This window comes from Xanthomonas sp. DAR33341, from assembly GCF_003992815.1.
In the GTDB taxonomy this organism is placed as follows: Bacteria; Pseudomonadota; Gammaproteobacteria; order Xanthomonadales; family Xanthomonadaceae; genus Xanthomonas; species Xanthomonas cissicola.
This window is the reverse complement of sequence record NZ_QEYV01000028.1, coordinates 1-21,563: the sequence shown is the minus strand read 5'-3', so window position 1 is coordinate 21,563 and position 21,563 is coordinate 1. Positions and strand designations below refer to the sequence as shown.

General features: G+C 65.0%; 21 protein-coding genes. 4 read left to right on the top strand and 17 right to left on the bottom strand.

Translation table 11 applies throughout. The annotated features are described in order from the left end of the window. Position 1: 1 nt before the first annotated feature. Positions 2-841 (bottom strand): glycosyltransferase family 2 protein, encoded by an 840-nt coding sequence (locus tag EO156_RS13165; protein WP_029829417.1) that lies wholly within the window; start codon positions 839-841, stop codon positions 2-4. A 602-nt stretch (positions 842-1,443) separates the two neighbouring features. Here EO156_RS13165 and EO156_RS13155 point away from each other — a divergent pair. From EO156_RS13155 to EO156_RS13140, 4 genes are all read left to right on the top strand, one after another. Continuing rightward, positions 1,444-2,601 (top strand): phosphotransferase, encoded by a 1,158-nt coding sequence (locus EO156_RS13155; protein WP_126936750.1) that lies wholly within the window; start codon positions 1,444-1,446, stop codon positions 2,599-2,601. Positions 2,602-2,632: 31 nt separating this feature from the next. Further along, positions 2,633-4,801 (top strand): TonB-dependent receptor, encoded by a 2,169-nt coding sequence (locus tag EO156_RS13150; RefSeq protein WP_016850510.1) that lies wholly within the window; start codon positions 2,633-2,635, stop codon positions 4,799-4,801. Between the two features lie 224 nt (positions 4,802-5,025). After that, the gene (gene pnuC, locus EO156_RS13145; protein WP_005913520.1) at positions 5,026-5,601 is read left to right on the top strand and encodes a nicotinamide riboside transporter PnuC; all 576 of its coding nucleotides are present in this window, start codon (positions 5,026-5,028) and stop codon (positions 5,599-5,601) included. Between the two features lie 105 nt (positions 5,602-5,706). Continuing rightward, positions 5,707-6,435 carry a UTRA domain-containing protein gene (locus tag EO156_RS13140; protein ID WP_005933565.1) on the top strand — a complete coding sequence of 243 codons (729 nt, stop codon included), beginning with the start codon at positions 5,707-5,709 and terminating at the stop codon, positions 6,433-6,435. Positions 6,436-6,538: 103 nt separating this feature from the next. Here EO156_RS13140 and EO156_RS13135 read toward each other — a convergent pair whose 3' ends face one another. The 16 genes from EO156_RS13135 to EO156_RS13060 all read right to left on the bottom strand — a co-directional run bounded on the left by EO156_RS13135 (position 6,539) and on the right by EO156_RS13060 (position 21,518). After that, a complete protein-coding gene (locus EO156_RS13135) occupies positions 6,539-6,793 on the bottom strand; it encodes a hypothetical protein (RefSeq protein WP_124632098.1) in 255 nt (84 codons plus the stop codon). 69 nt (positions 6,794-6,862) lie between these two features. Further along, positions 6,863-7,693 carry a hypothetical protein gene (locus EO156_RS13130; RefSeq protein WP_029829422.1) on the bottom strand — a complete coding sequence of 277 codons (831 nt, stop codon included), beginning with the start codon at positions 7,691-7,693 and terminating at the stop codon, positions 6,863-6,865. A 107-nt stretch (positions 7,694-7,800) separates the two neighbouring features. Continuing rightward, positions 7,801-8,109, bottom strand: coding sequence for a hypothetical protein (locus EO156_RS13125; protein ID WP_124632099.1), 309 nt, complete (start codon positions 8,107-8,109; stop codon positions 7,801-7,803). Positions 8,110-8,144: 35 nt separating this feature from the next. Continuing rightward, positions 8,145-10,424, bottom strand: a complete 2,280-nt coding sequence (gspD, locus tag EO156_RS13120; RefSeq protein ID WP_029829424.1) for a type II secretion system secretin GspD — start codon at positions 10,422-10,424, stop codon at positions 8,145-8,147. Beyond that, positions 10,421-11,212, bottom strand: a complete 792-nt coding sequence (xpsN, locus tag EO156_RS13115) for a type II secretion system protein XpsN (RefSeq protein ID WP_029829427.1) — start codon at positions 11,210-11,212, stop codon at positions 10,421-10,423. Before xpsN ends, gspD begins: the two co-directional genes overlap by 4 nt. Next, positions 11,202-11,855: a type II secretion system protein GspM gene (gene gspM / locus EO156_RS13110; RefSeq protein WP_016851598.1), complete on the bottom strand. Its 654-nt coding sequence runs from the start codon at positions 11,853-11,855 to the stop codon at positions 11,202-11,204. Before gspM ends, xpsN begins: the two co-directional genes overlap by 11 nt. Continuing rightward, on the bottom strand, positions 11,839-12,960 hold the full coding sequence (locus EO156_RS13105; protein ID WP_029829429.1) for a PilN domain-containing protein: 1,122 nt from the start codon (positions 12,958-12,960) through the stop codon (positions 11,839-11,841). Before EO156_RS13105 ends, gspM begins: the two co-directional genes overlap by 17 nt. Beyond that, the gene (locus EO156_RS13100) at positions 12,957-13,808 is read right to left on the bottom strand and encodes a type II secretion system protein GspK (RefSeq protein ID WP_016850855.1); all 852 of its coding nucleotides are present in this window, start codon (positions 13,806-13,808) and stop codon (positions 12,957-12,959) included. Before EO156_RS13100 ends, EO156_RS13105 begins: the two co-directional genes overlap by 4 nt. Continuing rightward, positions 13,805-14,440 carry a type II secretion system protein J gene (locus EO156_RS13095; protein ID WP_016850856.1) on the bottom strand — a complete coding sequence of 212 codons (636 nt, stop codon included), beginning with the start codon at positions 14,438-14,440 and terminating at the stop codon, positions 13,805-13,807. The genes EO156_RS13100 and EO156_RS13095 overlap by 4 nt, the downstream gene beginning before the upstream one ends. Continuing rightward, positions 14,437-14,853: a prepilin-type N-terminal cleavage/methylation domain-containing protein gene (locus EO156_RS13090; RefSeq protein ID WP_016850857.1), complete on the bottom strand. Its 417-nt coding sequence runs from the start codon at positions 14,851-14,853 to the stop codon at positions 14,437-14,439. The genes EO156_RS13095 and EO156_RS13090 overlap by 4 nt, the downstream gene beginning before the upstream one ends. Continuing rightward, positions 14,850-15,359, bottom strand: coding sequence for a GspH/FimT family pseudopilin (locus EO156_RS13085; protein ID WP_005920744.1), 510 nt, complete (start codon positions 15,357-15,359; stop codon positions 14,850-14,852). The genes EO156_RS13090 and EO156_RS13085 overlap by 4 nt, the downstream gene beginning before the upstream one ends. Positions 15,360-15,368: 9 nt before the next feature. After that, positions 15,369-15,800: a type II secretion system major pseudopilin GspG gene (gspG, locus tag EO156_RS13080; protein ID WP_003490502.1), complete on the bottom strand. Its 432-nt coding sequence runs from the start codon at positions 15,798-15,800 to the stop codon at positions 15,369-15,371. A 249-nt stretch (positions 15,801-16,049) separates the two neighbouring features. Beyond that, positions 16,050-17,267 (bottom strand): type II secretion system F family protein, encoded by a 1,218-nt coding sequence (locus EO156_RS13075; RefSeq protein WP_003490504.1) that lies wholly within the window; start codon positions 17,265-17,267, stop codon positions 16,050-16,052. Between the two features lie 182 nt (positions 17,268-17,449). Further along, positions 17,450-19,177 carry a type II secretion system ATPase GspE gene (gene gspE / locus EO156_RS13070; protein WP_016850859.1) on the bottom strand — a complete coding sequence of 576 codons (1,728 nt, stop codon included), beginning with the start codon at positions 19,175-19,177 and terminating at the stop codon, positions 17,450-17,452. 129 nt (positions 19,178-19,306) lie between these two features. Continuing rightward, positions 19,307-21,190 carry a diffusible signal factor-reguated S8 family serine peptidase gene (locus EO156_RS13065; protein WP_011052349.1) on the bottom strand — a complete coding sequence of 628 codons (1,884 nt, stop codon included), beginning with the start codon at positions 21,188-21,190 and terminating at the stop codon, positions 19,307-19,309. 223 nt (positions 21,191-21,413) lie between these two features. Continuing rightward, entirely contained in the window at positions 21,414-21,518 is a 105-nt protein-coding gene (locus EO156_RS13060) for a hypothetical protein (RefSeq protein ID WP_234706298.1), read from the bottom strand. Positions 21,519-21,563: the final 45 nt, after the last annotated feature.

The window sequence follows — 21,563 nt, the reverse complement described above, 5'->3', positions numbered from 1 at the left end:
CTCATTTGTTTTGCAACAAACGCGGCACCTGTGCGGCTGCGTGAATCCAGATCGCAAGCCACACCCCAAGCCGCGTCAGCAGCCCGCGCCGATCAGATTCGAATTTACGAAAATAGCGCCACAATCCACGATGTTTGTGCCATTCCACGAAGAACGGCCGCGCGCGGCTGGAGACCCCGCGTACGTGTAGCACATGCAGATCATTGGCCACCGCCACCAGCGCACCAGCCTGGCGGGCGCGCCGGCACAGATCCAGGTCTTCAGCATGCAGCCGGTAACTGCCGTCCCAGCCGTCCAGCCGGTCGAACAGGCTGCGCTGCATCAGCATCAACGCCCCGGAGATCGCATCCACCGGCTGCAAGGCCCGCGACGGATCGGCCGGCACCGCCAGATTGGCGGCGGCGCGCGGCGCGCGCAGCATCGCGGCAAAGTCCGGGTCGCGGCGGCGCACAGCCGCATCAGGGCGCCCCTGCTCATCCACCTGCTCCACCCCCAACAGCACCGCCGGATGCCCCGCTGCCCGGTGGTACAGCTGCAGCAAGGTATCGCGCGCGACCATCAGGTCCGGGTTGATGAAGACCAGCCAGGGCGCCTGCGAATCGCGCGCGCCCTGGTTGCAGGCAGTCGCAAAACCAGGGTTATCGGGATTGGCGATGAAATGCAGCCGCGCATCGGCCAAGGCATGACGCTGCACCACTTCCAGGGTGTCGTCGCTGGAAGCGTTGTCGACCACCCGGATCTCGCTGATGCCCTCGGCCGCGCGCAATCGCGACAGGCACGCATCGATGGTGCTGCTGCTTTCATAGGTGACGACGACGGCGGCGATCTGGACGGGAGTCATCCGGCCATTATCCGGTGCCGGAGCGGCGCAGCGCCATGGCGGGTTCGCAATGCGCGCTGCGCGACAGGCGCTGCCGCGACTGCATTGCGTCGAGGGCCGGACGCGGGTTGATGTGCGCCACGCTCCCGCTTGCAAGCGGTGCCTGGCGCAAACGCGCGTTGCAGCATGGCGACCCATCGCCGCAAGGCGCATACTGCGCGCCCGGAGCCGCACGCGGTCTCCGTTGCCACACTTTTGTGCGACCGGCAAACCGACTGCGCAGCCAGGCAAGCGCGGGCAGCACTCGATGCATGTACCAGGCGTACATCCGCATCAGAGCGCGTCGCCCGTACGCACCTGATCGCCAGCCGTCTTGCAGCTTTTTTTTGGTGCACTCCCACACCTGATTGTTGAGATGACGGTTAGCGACCTTGCGGTTTCGCGCTGCCTCTTCATTGCCTGCATCGCCGCGCCCTGATGGACGATGCGATGCGGCAACGGCCCGGCAGCGCCGTTCTTGTCCTCGGCGGCGCGCGCGCCGCGTCCGCCGCCATACTCCTGATCACTTGGTCTATACCACTCACCGACGCAGCACGGTCGCTGCGCCTGTCGGGCGTCGGCCCATGAACGTCCCGCACCAGGTGCATGGCATGAGCCTGGAACTGGCATTGCCGGACTGGCCAGTACTGACCACCGATGAAATCCATCGCGTGCTGCAGCGGTTTGCGGCGGTGGGCCACCTCACTGCGTTGCGCTGGCATAGCGCGCGCCCGTTCTCTGCAGCGGCCTGCGTGGACACGGCAAGTGGCCCGGTCATCGTCAAACGCCACCACCGCAGTGTGCGCAGCGTGGCCGCGCTGCGCGAGGAACACAGCTTCATGGCCCATCTGCGCTGGGCCGGCGCGCCGGTGGTGGAGGTGCTGCACGACGCCCAGGGCCGCACTGCGCTGGCGCACGCCGACTGGGTGTACGAAGTGCAGCGGGTCGGCGCAGGACGCGACCTCTACCGCGATGCGTTGTCGTGGACACCGTTCACCGACGTTGCGCATGCGCGGGCGGCCGGCGCTGCGTTGGCGCAACTGCATCGCGCGGCCCAGGGCTTCGATGCGCCGGCACGCTCCACCAGCATGCTGGTCGCCAATCTGCGATTGTTTGCGCAGGCAGACCCGGTGCAGGCGTTGCACGATGCCTATCCAACCCGACCGCACCTGGCAACAGCCCTGCAGGACCGCCCCTGGCAACACGATCTGGCCACCCACCTGCTGCCCTGGCATGCGCAGGCATGGCCGCTGCTGTCCGCGCCGGGCGCGCTACCGTCGCTGTGGACCCATGGCGACTGGCATGCGTCCAACCTGCTGTGGGACACCAACGCCGGAGCGACCCGCGTCAGCGCCATCTTCGATTTCGGATTGAGCGACTGCAGCAGCGCGCTGTTCGATCTGGCCACCGCGATCGAACGCAACCTCATCCCCTGGTTGCGGCTGGACACCGGCGCACGCGCGCAGGCCGAGCTCGACCAGCTCGACGCGCTGCTGGAGGGCTACGCGCAGCATCGCCCACTGGACGCAAACCACTTGCGCCGCCTGGCCGCATTGCTGCCGATCGTGCATGCCGACTTCGCCTTGAGCGAAATGGAATATTTCGCCGGCATCACGCGTTCGCCCGCCAATGTCGATATCGCCTATCACCGCTATCTGCTCGGCCACGCGGACTGGTTCGCCAGCGCCGATGGTCGGCACCTGCTCGAACACCTGCACGCACGTGCGCGCCGACTGCCGTGAGCACCTTCCCTTCTCTGTCGAGTCTTGCCCAATGTCCGTTGCCTTCCCCCTGCTCTCCCGCTGCCCGCTTGCGCTTGCGCTTGCACTGGCGTTTTGCTGCGCCCCTGCACTGGCGCAACAGCAACCCGGCGCCGATGCAGTCGAACTGGACGCGGTCAACGTGCGTGGCGAACGTGTGGAGACCAGCACGGCTTTAAGCGGATTTGGCGCCGCCCGGCTACTGGACGCGCCCGCCTCGATCGCGGTCATCGATCGTGCGCAATTGCTCGATCGTCAGGCGCGCGTACTCAGTGAGGTATTGCGCGCCGATGCCTCCGCCGGCGATGCGTACGCGCCGATCGGCTATTACGAAAACTTCGTGGTGCGCGGCTATTCGCTCAATGCCGCCAACAGCTACCGCATCAACGGCATGAGCGCGGTAGGCGAACAATCGATCGCACTGGAAAACAAGCAGCAGGTGCAATTGCTCAAAGGCCTGGCCGGGCTGCAATCGGGCGTCAACGAACCGGCCGGGCTGATCGACTACCGCACCAAGCGGCCCGAGCACGTGCGCAGCGTCACCCTGGGCACCGACGAACAGGGCTCGCGCTATGTCGCCGCCGATCTGGGCGACTGGTTCGGTGCCGAACGCACGCTGGGGTTACGCGTCAACGCCGCACGCGAAGACATCGACAGCTATGTCGATCATGCCGACGGCTACCGCAATTTCCTGTCGCTGGCCGGCGACTGGAAGATCTCCCCGCAGGCGCTGTTGCAGCTGGACGTGGAATATCAGCACCGGCAACAGCGCTCGGTGCCAGGCTATCAACTGCTGGGCGGCACGCAGGTACCGCGCGATATCGATGTGCACCGCCTGCTCGGCTACCAGCCGTGGGCGCGGCCGGTGGAAATGGATTCGCTCAACGCGCAGCTGCGTTACGCCTACCAGTTCAACGACGACTGGCGCGCCACTACCGAAGCATCGCGCAGTCGTTCGAAGATCAACGATTTCTCCGCATTCGCCTGGGGCTGTTATGGCGCGGCAAGCTGCGCCGACATCGCCACCCCGAACGTCTTCAGCGCGCAGGGCGAGTACGACATCTACGATTACCGTAGCCCCGACGACACCCGTGTGCACGATCAGCTGCGTGCCACGCTCGAAGGCCATGTCGCGACCAGCGCGCTGGAGCATCACCTGAGCATCGGCGGCGAATGGCTGCGCCGCACCATCGACCGTTTTGGTTCGGTCAACGAATTGGTCGGCAGCGGCAGCATCGATCGCGACCCGGACGTCTTCGCGCAGACGGATGTTGCGCTGGATCCCAAGCAGCGCCGTCTGGACAGCCGCCAGCGTGCGCTGGTCATGGCCGACCGGATCGGCCTGGGTGCGCAGTGGGAACTGTCGCTTGGCGCGCGCTATGTGCAACTGGACGAACGCAGCTTCGATCGCGACGGCCAGCTGGAACGACGCACGCGCAAAGACACGGTGCTGCCGCAGGCAGCGCTGTTGTTCAAGCCGCAGCAGAACATGTCGCTGTATGCCAGCTACGCCAAGAGCCTGGCGGCCGGCGGCACGGCGCCGTGGTTTACCGATAACGCCGACGAGATCCTGCCGCCCACCAATGCGTACCAGCTGGAAACCGGCGCAAAGATCGACCTGCAGGGCCTGCGCCTGGGCGCGGCACTGTTCGACATCCGCCAGGCTTACCAGTTCACCCAACCGCAGGCCGATGGCGGTCTGCTCTACGTGCAGCAGGGTCGCCTGCATAACCGCGGCCTGGAGCTGTCTGCCGACGGCGCAGCGACCCGGCAGCTGCGTCTGTTCGCCAGCGTCGCGGCAATCCGCGCGCGCGCGGAGGACACCGGCATTGGCGAGTACGAAGGCCATCAGGCGATCAACGTACCCAAGCTGCGCGCCAGCGTGCAGGCCGATTACAGCGTGCCAGGTATCGATGGTCTGGCACTGCTGGGCGGCGTGCAATACAGCGGGCGCAAGTTTGCCGACCGTCTCGGCAACGCCAGCGTGCCGGCCTACACCGTCGCCAACCTGGGTGCCCGCTACGCCACGGCGCTGGGCGGGCTGGCGACTACCTGGCGCTTGAACGTGGACAACGCGTTCGACAAGCGCTATTGGCGCGATTCCGGCGAATATCAGGGCGATGCCTATCTGTTCCCCGGCGCACCACGCACTGCACGGCTGACGGTGCAGGTGGATTTCTAACCTGCACTGTGGGCACACATTGCGCGCCCTGCCGTGCATGCACAGCAATGACGCCCGATGCGCTATTGAGCAGCGTCCAACGCCCACCCAGCAGCGGTGCGAGGTCGCCTGCGGCCTGTGCTCGTGGACGACGATGCGTCGTGTCCTACGTCTGAACTGTATGTCCTTTCCCCCTCACGCGTCTTACCCCGCACCACGTTGATCCGCACCGCATCAGGTACCGCATGTCGCTGCTCGAATCCATCGCCGTTGTGATCAACCTGCTGGGCGTGTGGCTCACCGCGCGGCGCATTCGCTGGTGCTGGCCGGTGGGCATCGTGGCGGTGGCGTTGTATGCGTGGCTGTTCTACCAGTGGAAGCTGTACTCGGACATGCTGCTGCAAGGAGTCTATGTACTGACCCAGCTCTACGGATGGTGGCACTGGCAACCCGGAACCGCAGCAGACACACGGATACGCCCGCTGCCGATGCCGTCCGCCGAACGCTGGCTCTCGCTGGGCATCGGCGCGGCGTTCGCTGCGACACTGGGCGGCTACATGCATTACCGCACCGATGCGGTGCTGCCGTGGCTGGACGCGGCGCTGGCCAGTTTCAGCCTGGTGGCCAGCGTGTGGGCGGCACGCAAGCGCATCGCCAACTGGGTGTTGTGGATCGTGCTCGACTGCGTCTATGTCGGCGTCTTCATCAGCAAGGGGCTGTACCCCACTGCCGTGCTCTACGCAGGCTTCGTGGCGCTTGCGGTGTACGGCTGGCACAGCTGGAAAACCCAACAGAACCAGAACCTGGCTGTCGCACGCTAAGCCGGTCGCGGTTTGCGCGCGCGTTCTTCTTTACCATCGCAACATGCATGCCTTCCACCTCATTGCCTTGCTCACGCCCTGCGTCTTCCGTCTGCGGTTCGCCGCATGAGCGTGTCGCGCCAACACACCATCACCGAAGCGATCTCCGCGCAAATTTCAGCCGGCGAATGGGGACCGGATCAACGCCTGCCGGTGGAACGCGCATTGGCCGAGCGATTCGCCTGCACCCGCATCACGCTGCGCGAAGCGCTGCAGCAGCTTGAAGCCGAAGGCCGCATCTACCGCGAAAACCGCCGCGGCTGGTTCGTCAGCGCGCCGCGCGTGCGCTACGACCCTACCAGCATCGCCGGTTTCATGCAGTACGTGGCGGCGCAAGGACGCAAGCCGCGCACCGAATTATTGAGCGCCACCCGGCAGGTTGCAGGCACGGCTTACGCCGCGGCGTTGCGACTGGACAGCCCGTACGACGAGGTGTTCGTCCTGCAGCGTCGGCGCTGGATCGACCGCCGCGCAGTCCTGCTGGAAACCAATGTGGTGCTCGCGGCCTGGGCGCCGGGCCTGCTCGAACACGATCTGGCCGGATCGCTGTCGAGCGTGTTCAACCAGCGGCTGGGCCTGTTCCTGAGTCGCGCGCAGCTGTCGATGCATCCGGCCGGATTGGACGCGACACAGGCGCTGCTGCTGCAGTCCACTCCCGGCACACCATGTTTTCGGCTGCAGCGGATCAGCTTCGCCGAAGACGGCCGCGCGGTGGAGCTGGATATCGAATCCTGGCGCCACGACGCATTGGATGTGGTGGTGCGGACCGAGGCGCCGACGCGGTCTGCTTTTTAGGGTCGGGAATCGGGAATCGGGAATCGGGAATCGGGAATCGTTGAGGAGCCTGCCGCATTGCTGCGTTCGTGGTACGCGCGGCGTTGCTGCCGCCTCGGTGTCATCAACAGCGGATTCGAAACTGCTCGATAGCCGGATGACGTGTTCGGCCAGAACGCATCGGCGAGGTGCTGCGGCGGGCATCGACGAGGCGCGACCGTCGAGCGAGCGGTGGTTGCGTCTTTTGCTCGATGGCAGACATCACGACATCGATCCGGTCACGCGACAAGCGCGATCGCGAGACGAGGCAAATGCGGCAGCGGAGTGGAACCTGCAGTTGCCAGGTGGGCATGGTCGGATGACAAATGCCTTCGTGCATGCGTGATCCATGTCAATCCCGGACGATAGCCGCGCGCCTGGCGGTGCGCAGGTCTCGTCGGTGGCGACGCTAGGCCTCGAACAAGGCGCGTTGCAGGTCCGGTGGCGGCAGGTGCGCCAGGAGTCGAGTCAGCTGATCGCGCTGCGCGCGCAACGGGTCGTGCATGAGGAAGTTGGCCAGGCGCGCATGCCAGGCCGGCCAGCGTGTGGCCAGCGCGTCCATGTCGCCTTCGGCCGGGCGGCCTTCGTGCGGAGAGGCAACGAAGGCGGTCTCGCACAACACGTTACGCCAGCCCAGCCCAGCCATGCGCAGGCTCAAGTCCACCAGTGCCGCGTACCACGAGCCGTAACTGCTGGCGTCCAGGCCACCGGCCTTGCGCCGCGCCGTTCCGCGCAACAGCACCGCGTGCCCGATCGCCGACGGCAGTTCCGGGTGCAGCGGCGGCATCGCAGCACAGGCAGCCGCAAGCCGCTCGGGCGCGTCCGGCATCGGGTTGAGTTCGCCCAGCCGCGGCCAGCTGCAGGCCTCGCCCACATTGCTCCATGGCGTGGCGGTGGCGATCGCGGCATCGCGTGCAAAACACGCGGTCAGCTGCCGCAACCATCCGGGCAACGGGCAGGCATCCAACCCCAGCACCACCACGTCGGCATCGCCGCAGGCGCTGAGCATTTCGTCCAGATGCGCTACCTCGCCCAGCATGCGCTGGCGACGGGTGTGATGGGCCTGCAACTGCGTGCGCGCCAGCCAATGTTCGATCACTGCGCGCCCACGCGGGCCGGCCTGCGCATCATCGGCCAGCCAGACGCGTGTTCCTGCGGGCGTGGCCGCATCCAATGCGCCCAGGCACGCATCCAGCGCCTCGTCGTCGGTGCCCACAGGTATTAAAACAATAGGCTCCATCTACCCTGAGATCGCCCGCATGCTTCAGACTAAATAAAAACCACATTTCAAGAAAGCCTCGGCAATACGCACCGAGACTCTCTCTTCGCAAATAATCGCTCTATAACCTAAATTTCCCTAGTGCAGGTCGCTGTCGCGATAACGGTCAAACCCAATGCGGGGTCTTGCCACCACGTATAAGACGTCATAGGACATGTTTTCGACGACAGAGCCGACTGCCCCCAACCGTCTCCATTGTGATAAGCCTTCACCCTTGCTTGGCCTGCGGCAATGTTAATTGCATTAGAAAGTGGTATGCCACTATATTGCTCACTGAAGGACTGACTAAATGGAACTGCACCAACCCCCGCCACCATGAAAAAGTTAGCAACTACCAAACTTGCGCGAATAAAACGGGAACACTTTTTCTTAATCATCTTTTACTCTCCATGTTGACTGACCCCCCTGCAATTTATTTGCGACCACTCAAAGGCTTCATTGCGTTAAATTTAGCACCATACTCGTCGGTTAAATTACGCGCCTCCTGAGGATTGCGAACTATTGACGGAGTGATAAGCACGATAACTTCCCTACGACTGCTATTTTGTGTCTTGCGTCCAAAAAGAGCGCCTACAACTGGTAATTTACTAAGAAAAGGTATGCCATTACTTCCATCAGACGTACTATCGTCTATCAGGCCGGCAAGCATGATGGTATCACCATTCTGAACAGCTGCCTCAGTTTTAACTCTACGAGTATTGATATCAACATTGCAAGCTGCACTGTTGATCGTTGTGGCTGTTGCAGCCGTGCAAGCAGCTGGTCGCGCTCCAGGCGTACTAACTTCCTGGACAATATCGAGAAATACCATGCCATCCTTGGTCACTCGCGGACGCACCTTTAAGATAACACCGGTATCGATGTATTGCACCGACGAATAGCTGGCGTCTGTGCCAAGCCCGGTGTTAATGGATGTGGAATTTATAGGAATTCGCGATCCAACGTTAAGTGTTGCCTCTGCATTATTTCGAACAAAAACAGATGGCGTCTGCAAAAGGCGTAGATTGGTCACCTGATCTAGCGCGCTAATAATCGCAGCAGCATTCTTTCCGAGGAATGTCCAAGCTACCCCATTGTTCGTAATACTTCCCGAAATGTCACCCCAGATGCGTCTACCTGCAGCCGAGGGGAGGGCAGGACCGCCGCTTCTATCTGAATTAAATGGGTTAGTAACCGCATTCTCAAAGTACCAATTGACGCCATACTGCAAGTCACCGGTCAACGACACCTCAGCGATCTGAGCTTCGATATGGACCTGCATCGGCATTACATCAAGCTTTTCAATTACGTCGCGAATAGAGCTCCATGCCTGAGCAGTCGCACGCACTATCAGCGTATTCGTCTCGGCCACGGCCGAGACGCCAACTTTGCCGCCCTCAACGTCCAGAGTAACGCTACCGTTTTGATTAGTACTGGGCTGCAGCTGAAGCATGCCGCTCCCGTTGCTTCCGCCGAAACTTCCCGACGTGCCGGATTGACTGGAACCATCACTCGCGCCGCCGATACTTCCGCCAGTGGCTCCGCTACTGCTTCCAAGACTCTCATCTCTATCTGCACTGCCACTGTTATTACCGAGCATATTTACGACACCTCCAGGCACCAGCGAAGGAGAGCCACCACTATTACCACGCCCGCCGCCGAACACTTCCGAAAGACGATCGGCCAGATCCTTGGCCTTGATGTACTTCAGCTCGTAGGAGAACAGCCGCACGCCGCCACCGGCACTGTCGATACGGTCCAGCCACTGCTGGATCTGATCCAGATAACGCGGCTGCGGGGTGATCACCAGCACCGCGTTGGCGTTTTCCAGCGGCATGAAACGGAACATGCCGGCGCTGGGGGTCTTGCTCTGCTCGCCGAAGACCTTTTCCAGATCGGCAGAGACTTTTTCGGCCTTGCCGGACTGGATCGGAAACACGCCCACCGACATGCCCGACAACCAGTCCACGTCGAAGATCTGCACGGTGCGCAGGTAGTTTTCCAGCTCGGCGCGGGTGCCGCCCAGGGTGATCACATTGCGCGCCGGATCGGTGCCGACGATGGCATTCGGGCGTGCGTACGGCTCCAGCACCTTCTTCATCTCGCTGGCGGAAATGAACTTCAACGGCACCACGCGCACCTCGAAACCGCGCGCGGCCGACGGCGATGCGGTGCTGGGCGCCACGGTGCCGGCCAGCGCCTGGTCGGCCGGCACGATGTTGTAGCGGCCACCGCTGAACACCATGCGGGCGTTGTTCCAGCCCAGCACCATTTCCAGCAGGTTCAGGGCCTGCGCCGGCGACACCGGATTGGGCGTGGCCAAGGTCACGGTGCCCTGCACGCCCGGCGCGATGACGTAGTTCTGGCCGAGCATGTCGCCCAGGATCGCCTTGACCACCGCCTGCAGCGATTCGCCTTCGAAATTGAAGGTGGCGCTGCCGCTGCTGGCCATGCCCAGCGTGGGCGCCGGCGCGGACGCAGCGCCCTGGTTGATCATGGTGCCGCTGCCGCGCCGGATCACCGGACTGGGCTTGGCGTTGGCATCGCCGTCGGCGCGCTGCTCGGCGGGGGTCTGGGTGGCGCCGGCAGCACCGACGTGCGGATCCAGGCGCGCGTTGCGGCGCACGTCCGGCGGCGGAGTGGTGGCGCAACCGGCCAGCAGGCCAATCAGCAGGGACACGGGAAACAGGCGCGGCGTCATGCGTTCACTCATTGGGTCTGACCGGGGGTAGAGCCGCTCTGGCGCTGCTGTTGCAGCTGGCGGCGTCGGGCTTCGATGCGTTCGCGGATGGCACGCATCTGATCGTCGGAGGGACGTGGTGCTTCCTGCGCGCCATCGCTGCGCTGCGGCGGCACGGTTGGCGGTGCCTGCCCGCCGGGCTGTTGTACCGGCGCGACAGGTTGCGGTTGCGGCGGCTGCGGCGGGGCAAGTGCGGCAGCGTCGGGGGACGGTACCGGCGGGGTGGCAGGGGCGGCACCCCGTGCGGCGGCATTGGCGGTGGGCGGCTGCCCGCCCTGGCCGTTGAACACGTGCAATTCCAGGGTTTGCGTGCCGCTGGGGCCTTCGACGGTTGCGCTACGCGGCTGCAGGGCGAGCAGGCGCCAGCCCTTCACCGCCTCGCCGCCCAGCTGCACGCGCACCGAATCCTGCGGGTCCAGGGTCAACGTCGCCATCTTGAAGTTGTCCGTCAGCAGCACGCCGGTCAGGCGCACTGTCGAAGCGGCATTGCCGCCATCGTTGCCGGACAGGAAGAACGGATGCGGCAGGCGGTCCTCGGCAAACGCGGGATGCGCGGCGATTTCCGAATATTTCTCGAATGCGCCCAGGCGCTCCGGCGCCGGTGCCGGCAACGTGGGCAGACGCTGCACCAGTGCCGGGTCGTCGGGCAGCAGCTCCACGCGCTTGCCCAGGCCAGCGACGGCCAGCACGCAGACCAGCAGTGCCCAACCGACCACGGTGGCCAGCAGCCAGGTGCGCAGGCCGATCATGTCAAGGCGCATTGCTGGCCTCCGCGGCGTTGGGGGCAGCAGGCGCGGCCCCGTTGTTCAGCGGTGCGGCGCTGGCGCCCGGGCGCAGATAGCCGGCCAGTTCGAAGGCGATATCCAGCCCGTTGCCGCTTTCATTGGGCGAGAGCTGGTAGCGTTGCGCCATCACGTTGAGGTTGTCCACGAACAAGCGCGGCGTGCCGTTCTCCAGGCTGTACAGCACCGAGGCCAGTTCTGGGGTGCCGCAGCGTAAACGCACCTGCACCGCCACGCGGGTGAAGCGGTTCTTGCTCTCCGGCTGCAACGGCGAGCGGTTGCTGATGGCGCAGCTGCGGTTGCCAGGACTGGCCTCCACCACCGCCCGTTCCAGCCGCTGCACCAGCCCCGCGGAGGCGAGTTCGGCCGAGGTTTCCGGCAGGAAGCCCGGGCGGCTTTCCAGCGTCTGGCGCGCCTGCCGCAGCCGCTTGCTGACTTCCGGCGCCTGCTGCAATTGCACGCGCACGCGCAATTCGCGTTCGCGCAGCGCTTGCAGGTCGTCCTGCACCGCGATCATCGGTTGGGTGAACCACGGGTGCACCAGCACCAGGTAGGCCACGCCGATCACCAGCAGCAGCAGGCCCAAAGCGATCCAGCGATCGCGCTTAACGCTGCGTGGCATCGGCCGCCTCCTTCGCATCGGGGCCGGCAAGCTCGGCGGTGATGGTGAAGCGGTCGACATTCCGGCCGGCATCGCTCTGCAGCACGCCGGTCAGCGACGGCGTACGCCACAACGGCGAGCCTTCCAGACGACGCACCAGCGAAGAGGCTTCGTTGCTCAATCCGATCAACTGCAGTTGCCCGCCTTCGACCGAAAATTTTTCCAGATACGTGCCACCAGGCAGGCGCCGGCTCAGTTCGTCCCAGATTTCGACCGAGGTGGGGCGGGTGGCGCGTTGCTGCTGGAAGAAGCGCGCGCCTTCGACCAGGTCCAGCAATTGCTGCCGTTCGGCAGCGACCTGCCGCGCGCGCGCGGCATTGGCCTGCACCCTGGCGCGCAGATCGTCGGCGGCCTGGCGGCGGTTGTCGAGCAGCAGCCAGCCGGCAACGGCCAGCAGCACCAGCGCAGAGGCGGCCAGCAACAGATTCCAGCGCTGCATCGGGTCGCTGCGACGCAGGCGGCGCGCAGGCGGCAGCAGGTTCACGCCCAACGGAAGGCCGCTGGCGTCGGTCACGTCGATGCCCGACAGCGCACTGTTCCATGCGTCCGGCACGCCGGCCGGGCCATCGATCATGCGTCGCGGCACCACCACCAGTTCGGCATCGAGCTGGCCGTCTTCGCGCACATCGAGCACGCGCGCATCGAAATACACCTGGTCGGCGGTGAACGGAGTTTGCCGATCGATCTCGAAACGCGCCACGTCCTGCAGGCGCGCCGCTGCCGCTGCGGGCAGCCGCAATGGCCGGCGCAACGCATGCGCGGCCGGCAACAGCCAATGCCGCGGCAGGCCTTCAAGCGCGGTCGGCAGCACGTCGTTGACTTCCTGCGGATGCACCGGCCACGGCAGGCTGGCGACGGTATCGCAGCTGTGATCGCGCTGGCGCAGCAACTGCAGCGTGTTGCCGTCCTGTTGCAACAACAGGCGTGCCTGCGACAGACCCAACTGCCACTGCCACCGCTGCGGCAGCCAGGCCAGCAGCGATTGTTGCCACCAACGCCAGAAGCCTCCGGCCCCCGGCATGGCGCGTACGCCGATACGCCCCAAGGTATCCCGCCATGCGGTCATTGCACTGCTGCTCCCTCTTCCCAACGCAACACGGTATAGGCCGACCCTGGTAATGCAGACGCGCTGGTCGACACCACCGCCCGCAACACGGCCTCGCGTCCCTGACTCAGTCGCGCCCGGCTCTCGATACTATAAGTGCCCGAGCCACCGACCGTCGCCTCGCTGCCCGGCAAACCCAGCGGCGCGTCACGCTGGGCCAGCAGTTGCTGCGCGTCCAGCCCCATCGCGGTGAGCACCGGGGCGGGCGCAAACCGCGCTTCAGGCCGCGAACGACCGCTGTACAGCGTGACGTTGGGCAACAGCTTGCGATACAGCTCGCCATCAATGCCCAGCACCAGGCGCAGTTCCCCCAGGGTTTCGAATGGACTGTCTTTTGCGCCATACGGTAGCCCGGCATCGGCGTAGTCGCGATCTTCCGCGCCACCGCCGGGCTGGCTCAATGAATCGCCATCGCGCCAATCGGCGATGGCACCGGCGATGCGCCCGGCACTGGCCTGCTCGCCGCCCACCGCGCGCACCAGACCGGCCAGCAAGGTGGGCTCGGCCATGTTCAGATCCACCTTGCCGCTTTCATCGGTGATACGAACCTCCACGCTGGCATCGTCCATCTGCCAGCGATAGCGCCGGCCGTCCGGGCGCCAGCGTGCCTGGGTGTCGGCATCTTGCAAGCGAAACAACGCGTATTCCAGGCCAGAGCGCGCGTACTCCTGCGCCTGCGCACCGTTGCGCAGCATGCTGCCCTGCAGCGCTTCAACACGTGCGGTGAGCGCAAACGCACCGATCATCGCGGTGAGCAACGCAATCAACCACAACACCAGCACCAGCGCGGCACCGCGCGCGCGACTCATTGCCCTGCCCCCGGGTTGCTGGATTGCGGCAACGCCACCACCATCGGCGGCCATGCGGCGCCGTCACTGCGGACGTCGATGCGCACCATCAGCGGTAGACGGTCGTGCCATTCCCACTGCGGCAGCCACGCGCTCAGGCGCCCGCTTTGCGGATCCATGCCGCGATACCGAAAACTCGCCTGCTGCACGCCTTGAGCGAGTGTCTCCGGCGGCAGCGGGCTGCTTTCTTCGATCGGCTTGCCGGACTGCAGCATGGTCAACGCAATCAGCAGGTTGCGCCGATCGCCATCGCCGGCCACCGACAGGTCGTGCAGGTAAGGCCCGCCGCGGCCCAGGTAATCGGGCACGTCTGCGGCAAAGCGCAGGCGTTGCGGCTCGCCGATGAACAGGATCGGCTGCTGACTATGCGTATCGATGCCCATGGCGATCGGCAATGCTGCGGCCAGGCGCCGTCGCAGGAATTCTTCCACCGCACGCACGCGCTCGCTGCGCTGTGCGATCGCTTCGCCGCGCTGACTCACCGCACTGGCCGAGCGCAAGGTGGCAAACGCCAACGCCAACCCACCGACCAGCAACATCGTGGCCAGCAGCACTTCGATCAAGGTGAAGCCTGCGCTGCGCGAACGGCTCATGGCGCGCTGCCCTGCATGTTGGCCGCCACCAGCCGCAACGTGCGCCATTGCAGCATCTGATTGGGCTGCTCGCCCCAACGTACCACCAAGGTCAATTGCAGCAGACGGTGCGCGCCGGGCGACATCGGCGCATGCGGGTTGCGCCGAGGTTCGTCGTAGGGGCGCACTTCCATCGACCAGCGAAAGTGGCCGTTTTCGAACGTGCCGTGTTGCTGCCCGGGCTCCAGCTGCTTGTCAATGCCCTGCACGGCCAGCAGCGATTGCGCATGCAAGGTGGCGCGCGTGCTTTCATCGGCCGCGCGCACCTGGCGTGCAGCACCGGACAACGACCCGAGCAACAGGCTCAACGCCAACGCCAGCAATGCGAAGGCAACGATCACTTCGATCAGGGTGTAACCGCGCTGACGCTTCATGGCGCCGGCGTCCGCAATGGGCCCGAACGCACCTCGCCGGTGATCCAACCCACGTCCACGCGCCATCTGGCGTCCTTGACCTGCAGATCGATACGCCCGCCGGTAGAAGCGCCATCCGGAAAGAACTGGATCGCGCCCTGATCCTGCCGCGATTGCACCTGGCGCGCGCCGGTGAAGCGCACTTCCAGCGACGGCGGCAGATCGCCATGATGGCCGCCGGGTGCTTCCCAGCGCCGCTGCTGCGGGTCGATCAGAAACCGCTGCGGCGTGCCGGTGGCAATCGCCTGGGTGCGCGTGTAGCGCAGCTGCGAGGCGATCGCCTTGCCGGCAGTGCGCAGGCGCATGCCGTCGATGCCGCCGTTCAATGCGGCAGCGGCAAGTACGCCGGCCAGTGCGATCAACGCGATCACCAGCAGCATCTCCAGCAACGAGGTGCCACGCGCGCGTGCCCGACCAGGGCCGACCACTCCATGCCGATGACGCAACGGCTGACGCGCAACGCGCATGGCGAGCGCTTATTGGTACTTGATGTCCGCGTCGTAACTGCTGCCGCCGGGCTTGCCGTCCTTGCCCAGGCTGATCAGATCGAACGGCTGACCGTCGCCGGGCGCACGGTATTCGATGGCGTGGCCCCATGGGTCGTTGAGTTCGGCCGGCTTGGCGTACGGGCCCAGCCAACCGCTGCTGTCGCCGGGCTGGGTGACCAGGTCATCGAGTTTGCTCGGCAACTTGCCGGTGTCGAGCTGGAAATTCTCGATCTTGCCGGCCAGCGTCTGGATCTGCGACTTGGCCAGATTGGCCTTGCCACGATCGGCACCGCCAAGCACGCGACTGCCGACCAGCGTGAGCACCGCACCGATCAGCACGATGACGATGATGATTTCCAGCAAGCTCATGCCGGCCTGGCCTGCGCGCGACGGACTGCGGGTGATGGAACGCTTGATCATGAACGATTTCCTTGCACGTCGATGAGGGATGCTGCCGCCAACAGATGACACGGCGGGCATTGCAATGGTTCCCGCTTGGGTGTCGTGCGGTCACCGGAACGTTGTGATGAATACGCTACCCGGTCAAGCGCGCGGTTGGCCGTTGGACGCCGCACGCGCGCGGGATGTGCAGTGTACGAGCGCTCCACGCCGATTCGGACCACAGGCTGTTCTCGCCCGACGCCTGCACCGTTGCACTGACCTGCACTCTCAGCCGATTGCATTGGTAAGGTCATACAGCGGGACGAGGACCGAAATGATGACAAGCCCCACCACCGAGGCCAGCACCAGCGTGATGAACGGCACCAGCGCGGCCAGTGCGCGGTCGATGGCCTGCGCGGTTTCCAGCTCGAAGGTGTCGGCGGTCTTGAGCAGCATCGTGTCCAGTGCGCCGGACTCTTCGCCCACCTGGATCATCTGCAGCGCCAGCCGCGGAAAGCGCTTGCCGCGTGCCAGCGACATCGACAGGCCATGGCCGTTCTTGACGTCGTCGGCCGCATTGGCAACATCCTCCACCAAGGCCAGATTGGACATCACGTTGCGCGCGATGCCGATCGCCGCCAGCAGCGGCACGCCATTGCGCAGCAAGGTGCCCAAGGTGCGCGTCAGGCGTGCGGTTTCCAGCCGGGCGATCAGGCTGCCGACCACCTTCTGGCGCAGCAGCCATTGGTCCAGCGATGCACGGAATGCGGCATTGCGACGCTTGCGATCCAGCCATAGCCCCAGCACGCCCGGCACGACGATCAGCACGATCCACCAGTCGCGCACCAGCAGGCCCACGCTCAACACCGCCTGGGTAAACCACGGCAGCGCCACATCCAGGCTTTCGTACATCTGCGCAAATTGCGGCACCACATAACCGAGCAGGAACAGCAACGCACAGCCCACCACCGCCAGCAGGATCGCCGGGTAGATCAGCGCGTTGATCACCTTGCCCCTCAGCGCGCGGCTGCGCTCCAGATAATCGGCCAGCCGCTGCAGCGTGTCCTGCATGCTGCCGCCGGCTTCGCCCGCGCGCACCATGTTGATGTACAGCTTGGAAAACAGCCCATGCTGGCGCTCGAGTGCGGACGACAACGGCGCACCGCCGCGCACTGTATCGCGCACATCGCCGATCACCCGCCGGCTTTTTTCGTCTTCGGGCAGATCCATCAGAATCGACAGCGCACGGTCCAGCGGTTGCCCCGCGCCGATCAACGTCGCCAGTTGCTGGGTGAATTGCACCAGCGCCGCATTGTCGAACGGCTTCTTGCGCAGCAGCATGCGCAGCGACGGCGAATCGTTTTCGCCGGTGGCCAGGCGCGTTTCCACCGGCAGATGGCCCTGTTCCTGCAGACGCAGCGCCACCTCGGCATCGCTGGCCGCTTCCATCTGGCCGTCGAGCATTTCGCCGTGGGCGTCGAGCGCTTTGTAGCGGTAGAGGGGCATCAGGCTGGGAGGCCGGGATTGGGGAATCGGGAATCGGGAATCGGGAATCGGGAAAAGCACATCGCTGCGTATTGGCGACATCGCGCACCCATCGCTGTCCACACACAGCAGAGCCAGCGGGTGGCTGTGCTGGCGGTTCGTTGGTCCGGTGCCTGCTAGGCGTGTTTCTGCCGCCTTACCGATCACGCATCCTCCGTGACGCGCAGGACTTCTTCGATGGTGGTTTCGCCACGCAGGGCCTTGGACAGCCCGTCCTCGTACATGGTGCGCATGCCGGCCTGGCGGGCCAGTTGTTCGATTTCGCCCATGCCGGCACGGCGCATCACCGCACGGCGCAGTTCGTCGTTCATCACCAGGAATTCGACGATGGTGGTGCGTCCAAGATACCCGGTAGGTGCGGTGGCCGAGGGACGCGGGCGATACAGAAAGATGTCGCCCTCCGGTTGCAGGCGGCGCAGATCGAACTTGGCGATTTCTTCCGGCGAAGCCGCATAGCGCTCGGCATTGGCCAGGTCGAGTTTGCGCACCAGACGCTGCGCCAGGATGCCGTTGATGGTGGAGGTGAGCAGATAATCCTCCACGCCCATGTCGAGCAGACGAGTGATGCCGCCGGCCGCGTTATTGGTGTGCAGCGTGGACAGCACCAGGTGGCCGGTGAGCGCGGACTGGATCGCGATGCGTGCGGTTTCCAGATCGCGCATTTCGCCGATCATGATGATGTCCGGATCCTGACGCACGATGCTGCGCAATGCGTTGGCGAAATCCAGCCCGATCTGCGGCTTGGCCTGGATCTGGTTGATGCCTTCGATCTGGTATTCCACCGGGTCTTCGACGGTGATGATTTTCACATCCGAGGTGTTGAGCTGGCTCAACGCGGTGTACAGCGTGGTGGTCTTGCCCGAACCGGTGGGCCCGGTCACCAGCATGATGCCGTGCGGTTGCTCCAGCACCTTGCGGAACTGCGGCAAGAAGTCTTCGGTGAAGCCGAGCTTGTAGAAGTCGAACACCACCGTCTCGCGATCGAGCAGGCGCATGACCACGCTTTCGCCATGCGCAGTGGGCACGGTGCTGACGCGCAGATCCAGCTCCTTGCCCTGCACGCGCAGCATGATGCGGCCGTCCTGCGGCAGGCGGCGCTCGGCGATGTTGAGCTTGGCCATGATCTTGATGCGGCTGATGACCGCAGCAGTGAGCTTGGCCGGCGGGCTTTCGCCTTCCACCAGCACGCCGTCCACGCGGTAACGCACCTTGAGGCGGCTTTCGAACGGTTCGATATGGATGTCGGAGGCGCGCAGTTCCACCGCGTGCTGGATCACCAGGTTCACCAGCCGGATCACCGGCGCTTCGGAGGCCAGATCGCGCAGCGCTTCGATGTCGTCGCTACTGTTGGCATCGCCATCGGCGGTTTCGACGATGGTGCCCATCGCACTGCGGCCCTGGCCGTACCAGCGCTCGATCAGGTCATCGATTTCCGAACGCAGGCCCACCTGCAACAGCAACGTGCAGCCGGTGGCAAGACGCACTGCATCGATGGCGTAATCGTCGTAAGGATCGGCGATCCACAGCTCCAGCCGGCCATCGCGCTCGCCGACCGGACACAGATGAAATTGTTTGAGAAAACGCAGCGACAACCCCTGCACTTCGGGCAGCATTTCCGGCGGCGTATCGCCGAGCTGGCGTGCGTCCACCAACGGCAAGCCAAGGACGTCGGAGCAGGTTTCTGCATGATCGCGTTCGGACACCAGACCCAAACGGCCGAGCAAGGCGAGCAACCCCATGCCGGATTCGGCCTGTAATTGGCGCGCGCGCAGCAGATCGGTGTCTTTCAGACGACGGCGTTCAAGCAGCGCATCGACGATGCGCGTCTCCGCACTTCGATGCTCGATTGGATCGACGGCAACCGCGTTCACACTCGTCTCCACTGGTCCGGCGCCGACTGTAGCAGTTTGCCGCGACGATCAACCGCACGCATCTGAATCGCCCCGAAAAACAATGCCCCCGGCGATTGGCCGGGGGCATCGGTCACACTATTTCGCTACTCACTGTCGTGCAACGAGCGTCAGCTTCGCGTAGCTCGCCGCGCCGACCAACTTGATGTAGTAGGTGCCGGCCTTGGGGGCAGTGAAACGCACGGTTTCGCTGTTGCCCGGACGGGTCGACTTGGCGTCGTAGCTGGTTGCGCTGGGCTCGGCCTCAAAGCTGACGTACATCGACACATCGCCGGTGCCGCCGTAGGTCATGAAGCTGAGCACGGCGCCGGCCTTGGCCTCGAAGCTGTATAGCGTGGAGCCGCCGGCGGCACCGCTCAAGCCAGCAACAGGTGCCTTGTTGGTGAGCTCGATGGCGCTCGGCGCGCAGCTCTCGGTGGCCGGGTCGCACGGCTCCTCAAGCACGGCTTCCAGCGCGGCCTTGGCGTCGACGATGCCGCTGCCGATCGGGGTGCTGGCCGGCGGGGTCACCGGGAAGCGGCGGCTGGTCTGCTTGAGCAGGGCTTCGACCGCGGCCGGGGTCAGCGGGCCATCGCCCAGCCCGATGGCTGCGCTCTGCACCAGCGCCACGACGCCAGCCACGTGCGGCGAGGCCATCGAGGTGCCGCCTAGCCCCATATAGGTATAGCTACCCGAGGTCGGCGTGGTCGCACCGGTGTAGCCGGCCTGCCAGATGTAACCGCCCGGGTTGCCGTCCACGCTACCGCCGCCGCCCGGTCCAGAGAGGTCGACCTTGCTGCCGTAGTTGGAGTAGTAGGCGATGCCGCCGGTGATGCGCGTGGCGCCAACGGTGATGGTGTTGTTGCAGCTGGCCGGCGAATGGTTGGCCGCATCTTCGCTGCTGTTGCCGGCTGCAACCACCACGGTGGTGCCGCGCGACACCGCGCTGTTGATCGCCAGCTGGGTGGCCGAATCGCAGGGTTCGCCGCCACCGAGGCTCATGTTGATCACTTCGGCCGGGTTGCTGTTGGCCGGCACGCCGTCGACGCTGCCGCCGGAGGCCCACACGATCGCATCGGCGATATCGGAGGTGTAGCCGCCGCAACGACCGAGCACGCGCACCGGCAGGATGGTCGCCTTCGGCGCGACGCCTGCCATGCCCACGCCGTTATTGGTCGCCTCGGCCACGGTGCCCGAGACATGGGTGCCGTGCCAGGAACTTTCCTGCGCCTGTGAGCCCGCGTAGCAGACGTTGTCGGCCTCTTCCCAGTCGCCATAATCGAGTGCGCCCGGCACGCGCGCATCGGTGGGACGACGCGAGACTTCGGCGTCGGTGATGAAGTCGTAGCCCTGCAGGATGTTGCCGGCGAAATCCGGATGGCCCGGCAGGATGCCGGTATCCAGTACCGCGACCACCACGCCTGCGCCCTGCGACAGATCCCATGCAGCCGGTGCATTGATGCCGCCATTGGGGTTGCTCAGGTGCCACTGGTACTGGGCGTACAGCGGGTCGTTGGGAACCAGCTGCGGGCTCACGTCGGTGGCAGGAACGCTCTTGCTGATGTCGATCGGGCGCAGCATGCGGTCGATCTGCACGTCGGCCACGGATGGGTCGTTCTTGAGCTCGACCACCACCTTGTCCACCTGCGCGGCGGTCAGCGTGCTCGACAGCTTGATCAGGTCCGAGCCGATGCCCAGCTTGCGCACATACGTGGCCTTGGCGGCGGCAGCGCTGCTGCGCGCGCCAGTACCGACGCCAACGCGGCCCACCGCGGCCTGCACGGCGCTCAGCTTGCTGCTGCGATCGGTCGCAGCGGCGGTGCTGTCCTTGTAGCGCACGATCAACCGGCTACCGAACGCTGCGCCGGCCGGGGCTGCCTGGGTCGGTTCCTTGACCAGCAGTTTGGGGGCGGCAGCCAACGTGCCAGACGCACCGAGGGCCATCATCAGGATGGCGCCGGTCAGCGGGTTGAGACGGAAATTCTTGTCGATCACGGTGAAGTCCTCTTCGTATTTTTCGTGAATCAGGCTTGGCGCAGCCGGCGCAATCGCTGCGTAGCCGCGGTGCGGTGCGCTGCGTCCTTGCCGGCTACCCCTGGTACGGCCATCACTCCATGCGAATCCGTTGGCCGGCCCAGCCACGGTCCTTGCCCGCCCCCTCGGGCCTTGCAGATCGCGACGGCGCACCTGGCGCCGCCGCGCTTGATGCGATAACGCCTTACCAGCCGAAACCGGCACCCACGCCGATCGAGCTGTCGTCGCCGCTGAGCGCGCCGCCCACGGTGACGGTGGCGCGCGGGCTGATCGCACGCTGGTAGCCCACCGACAACGCCGACTCGCCGTTCTGGAAACCGACGCCGGCACCGAT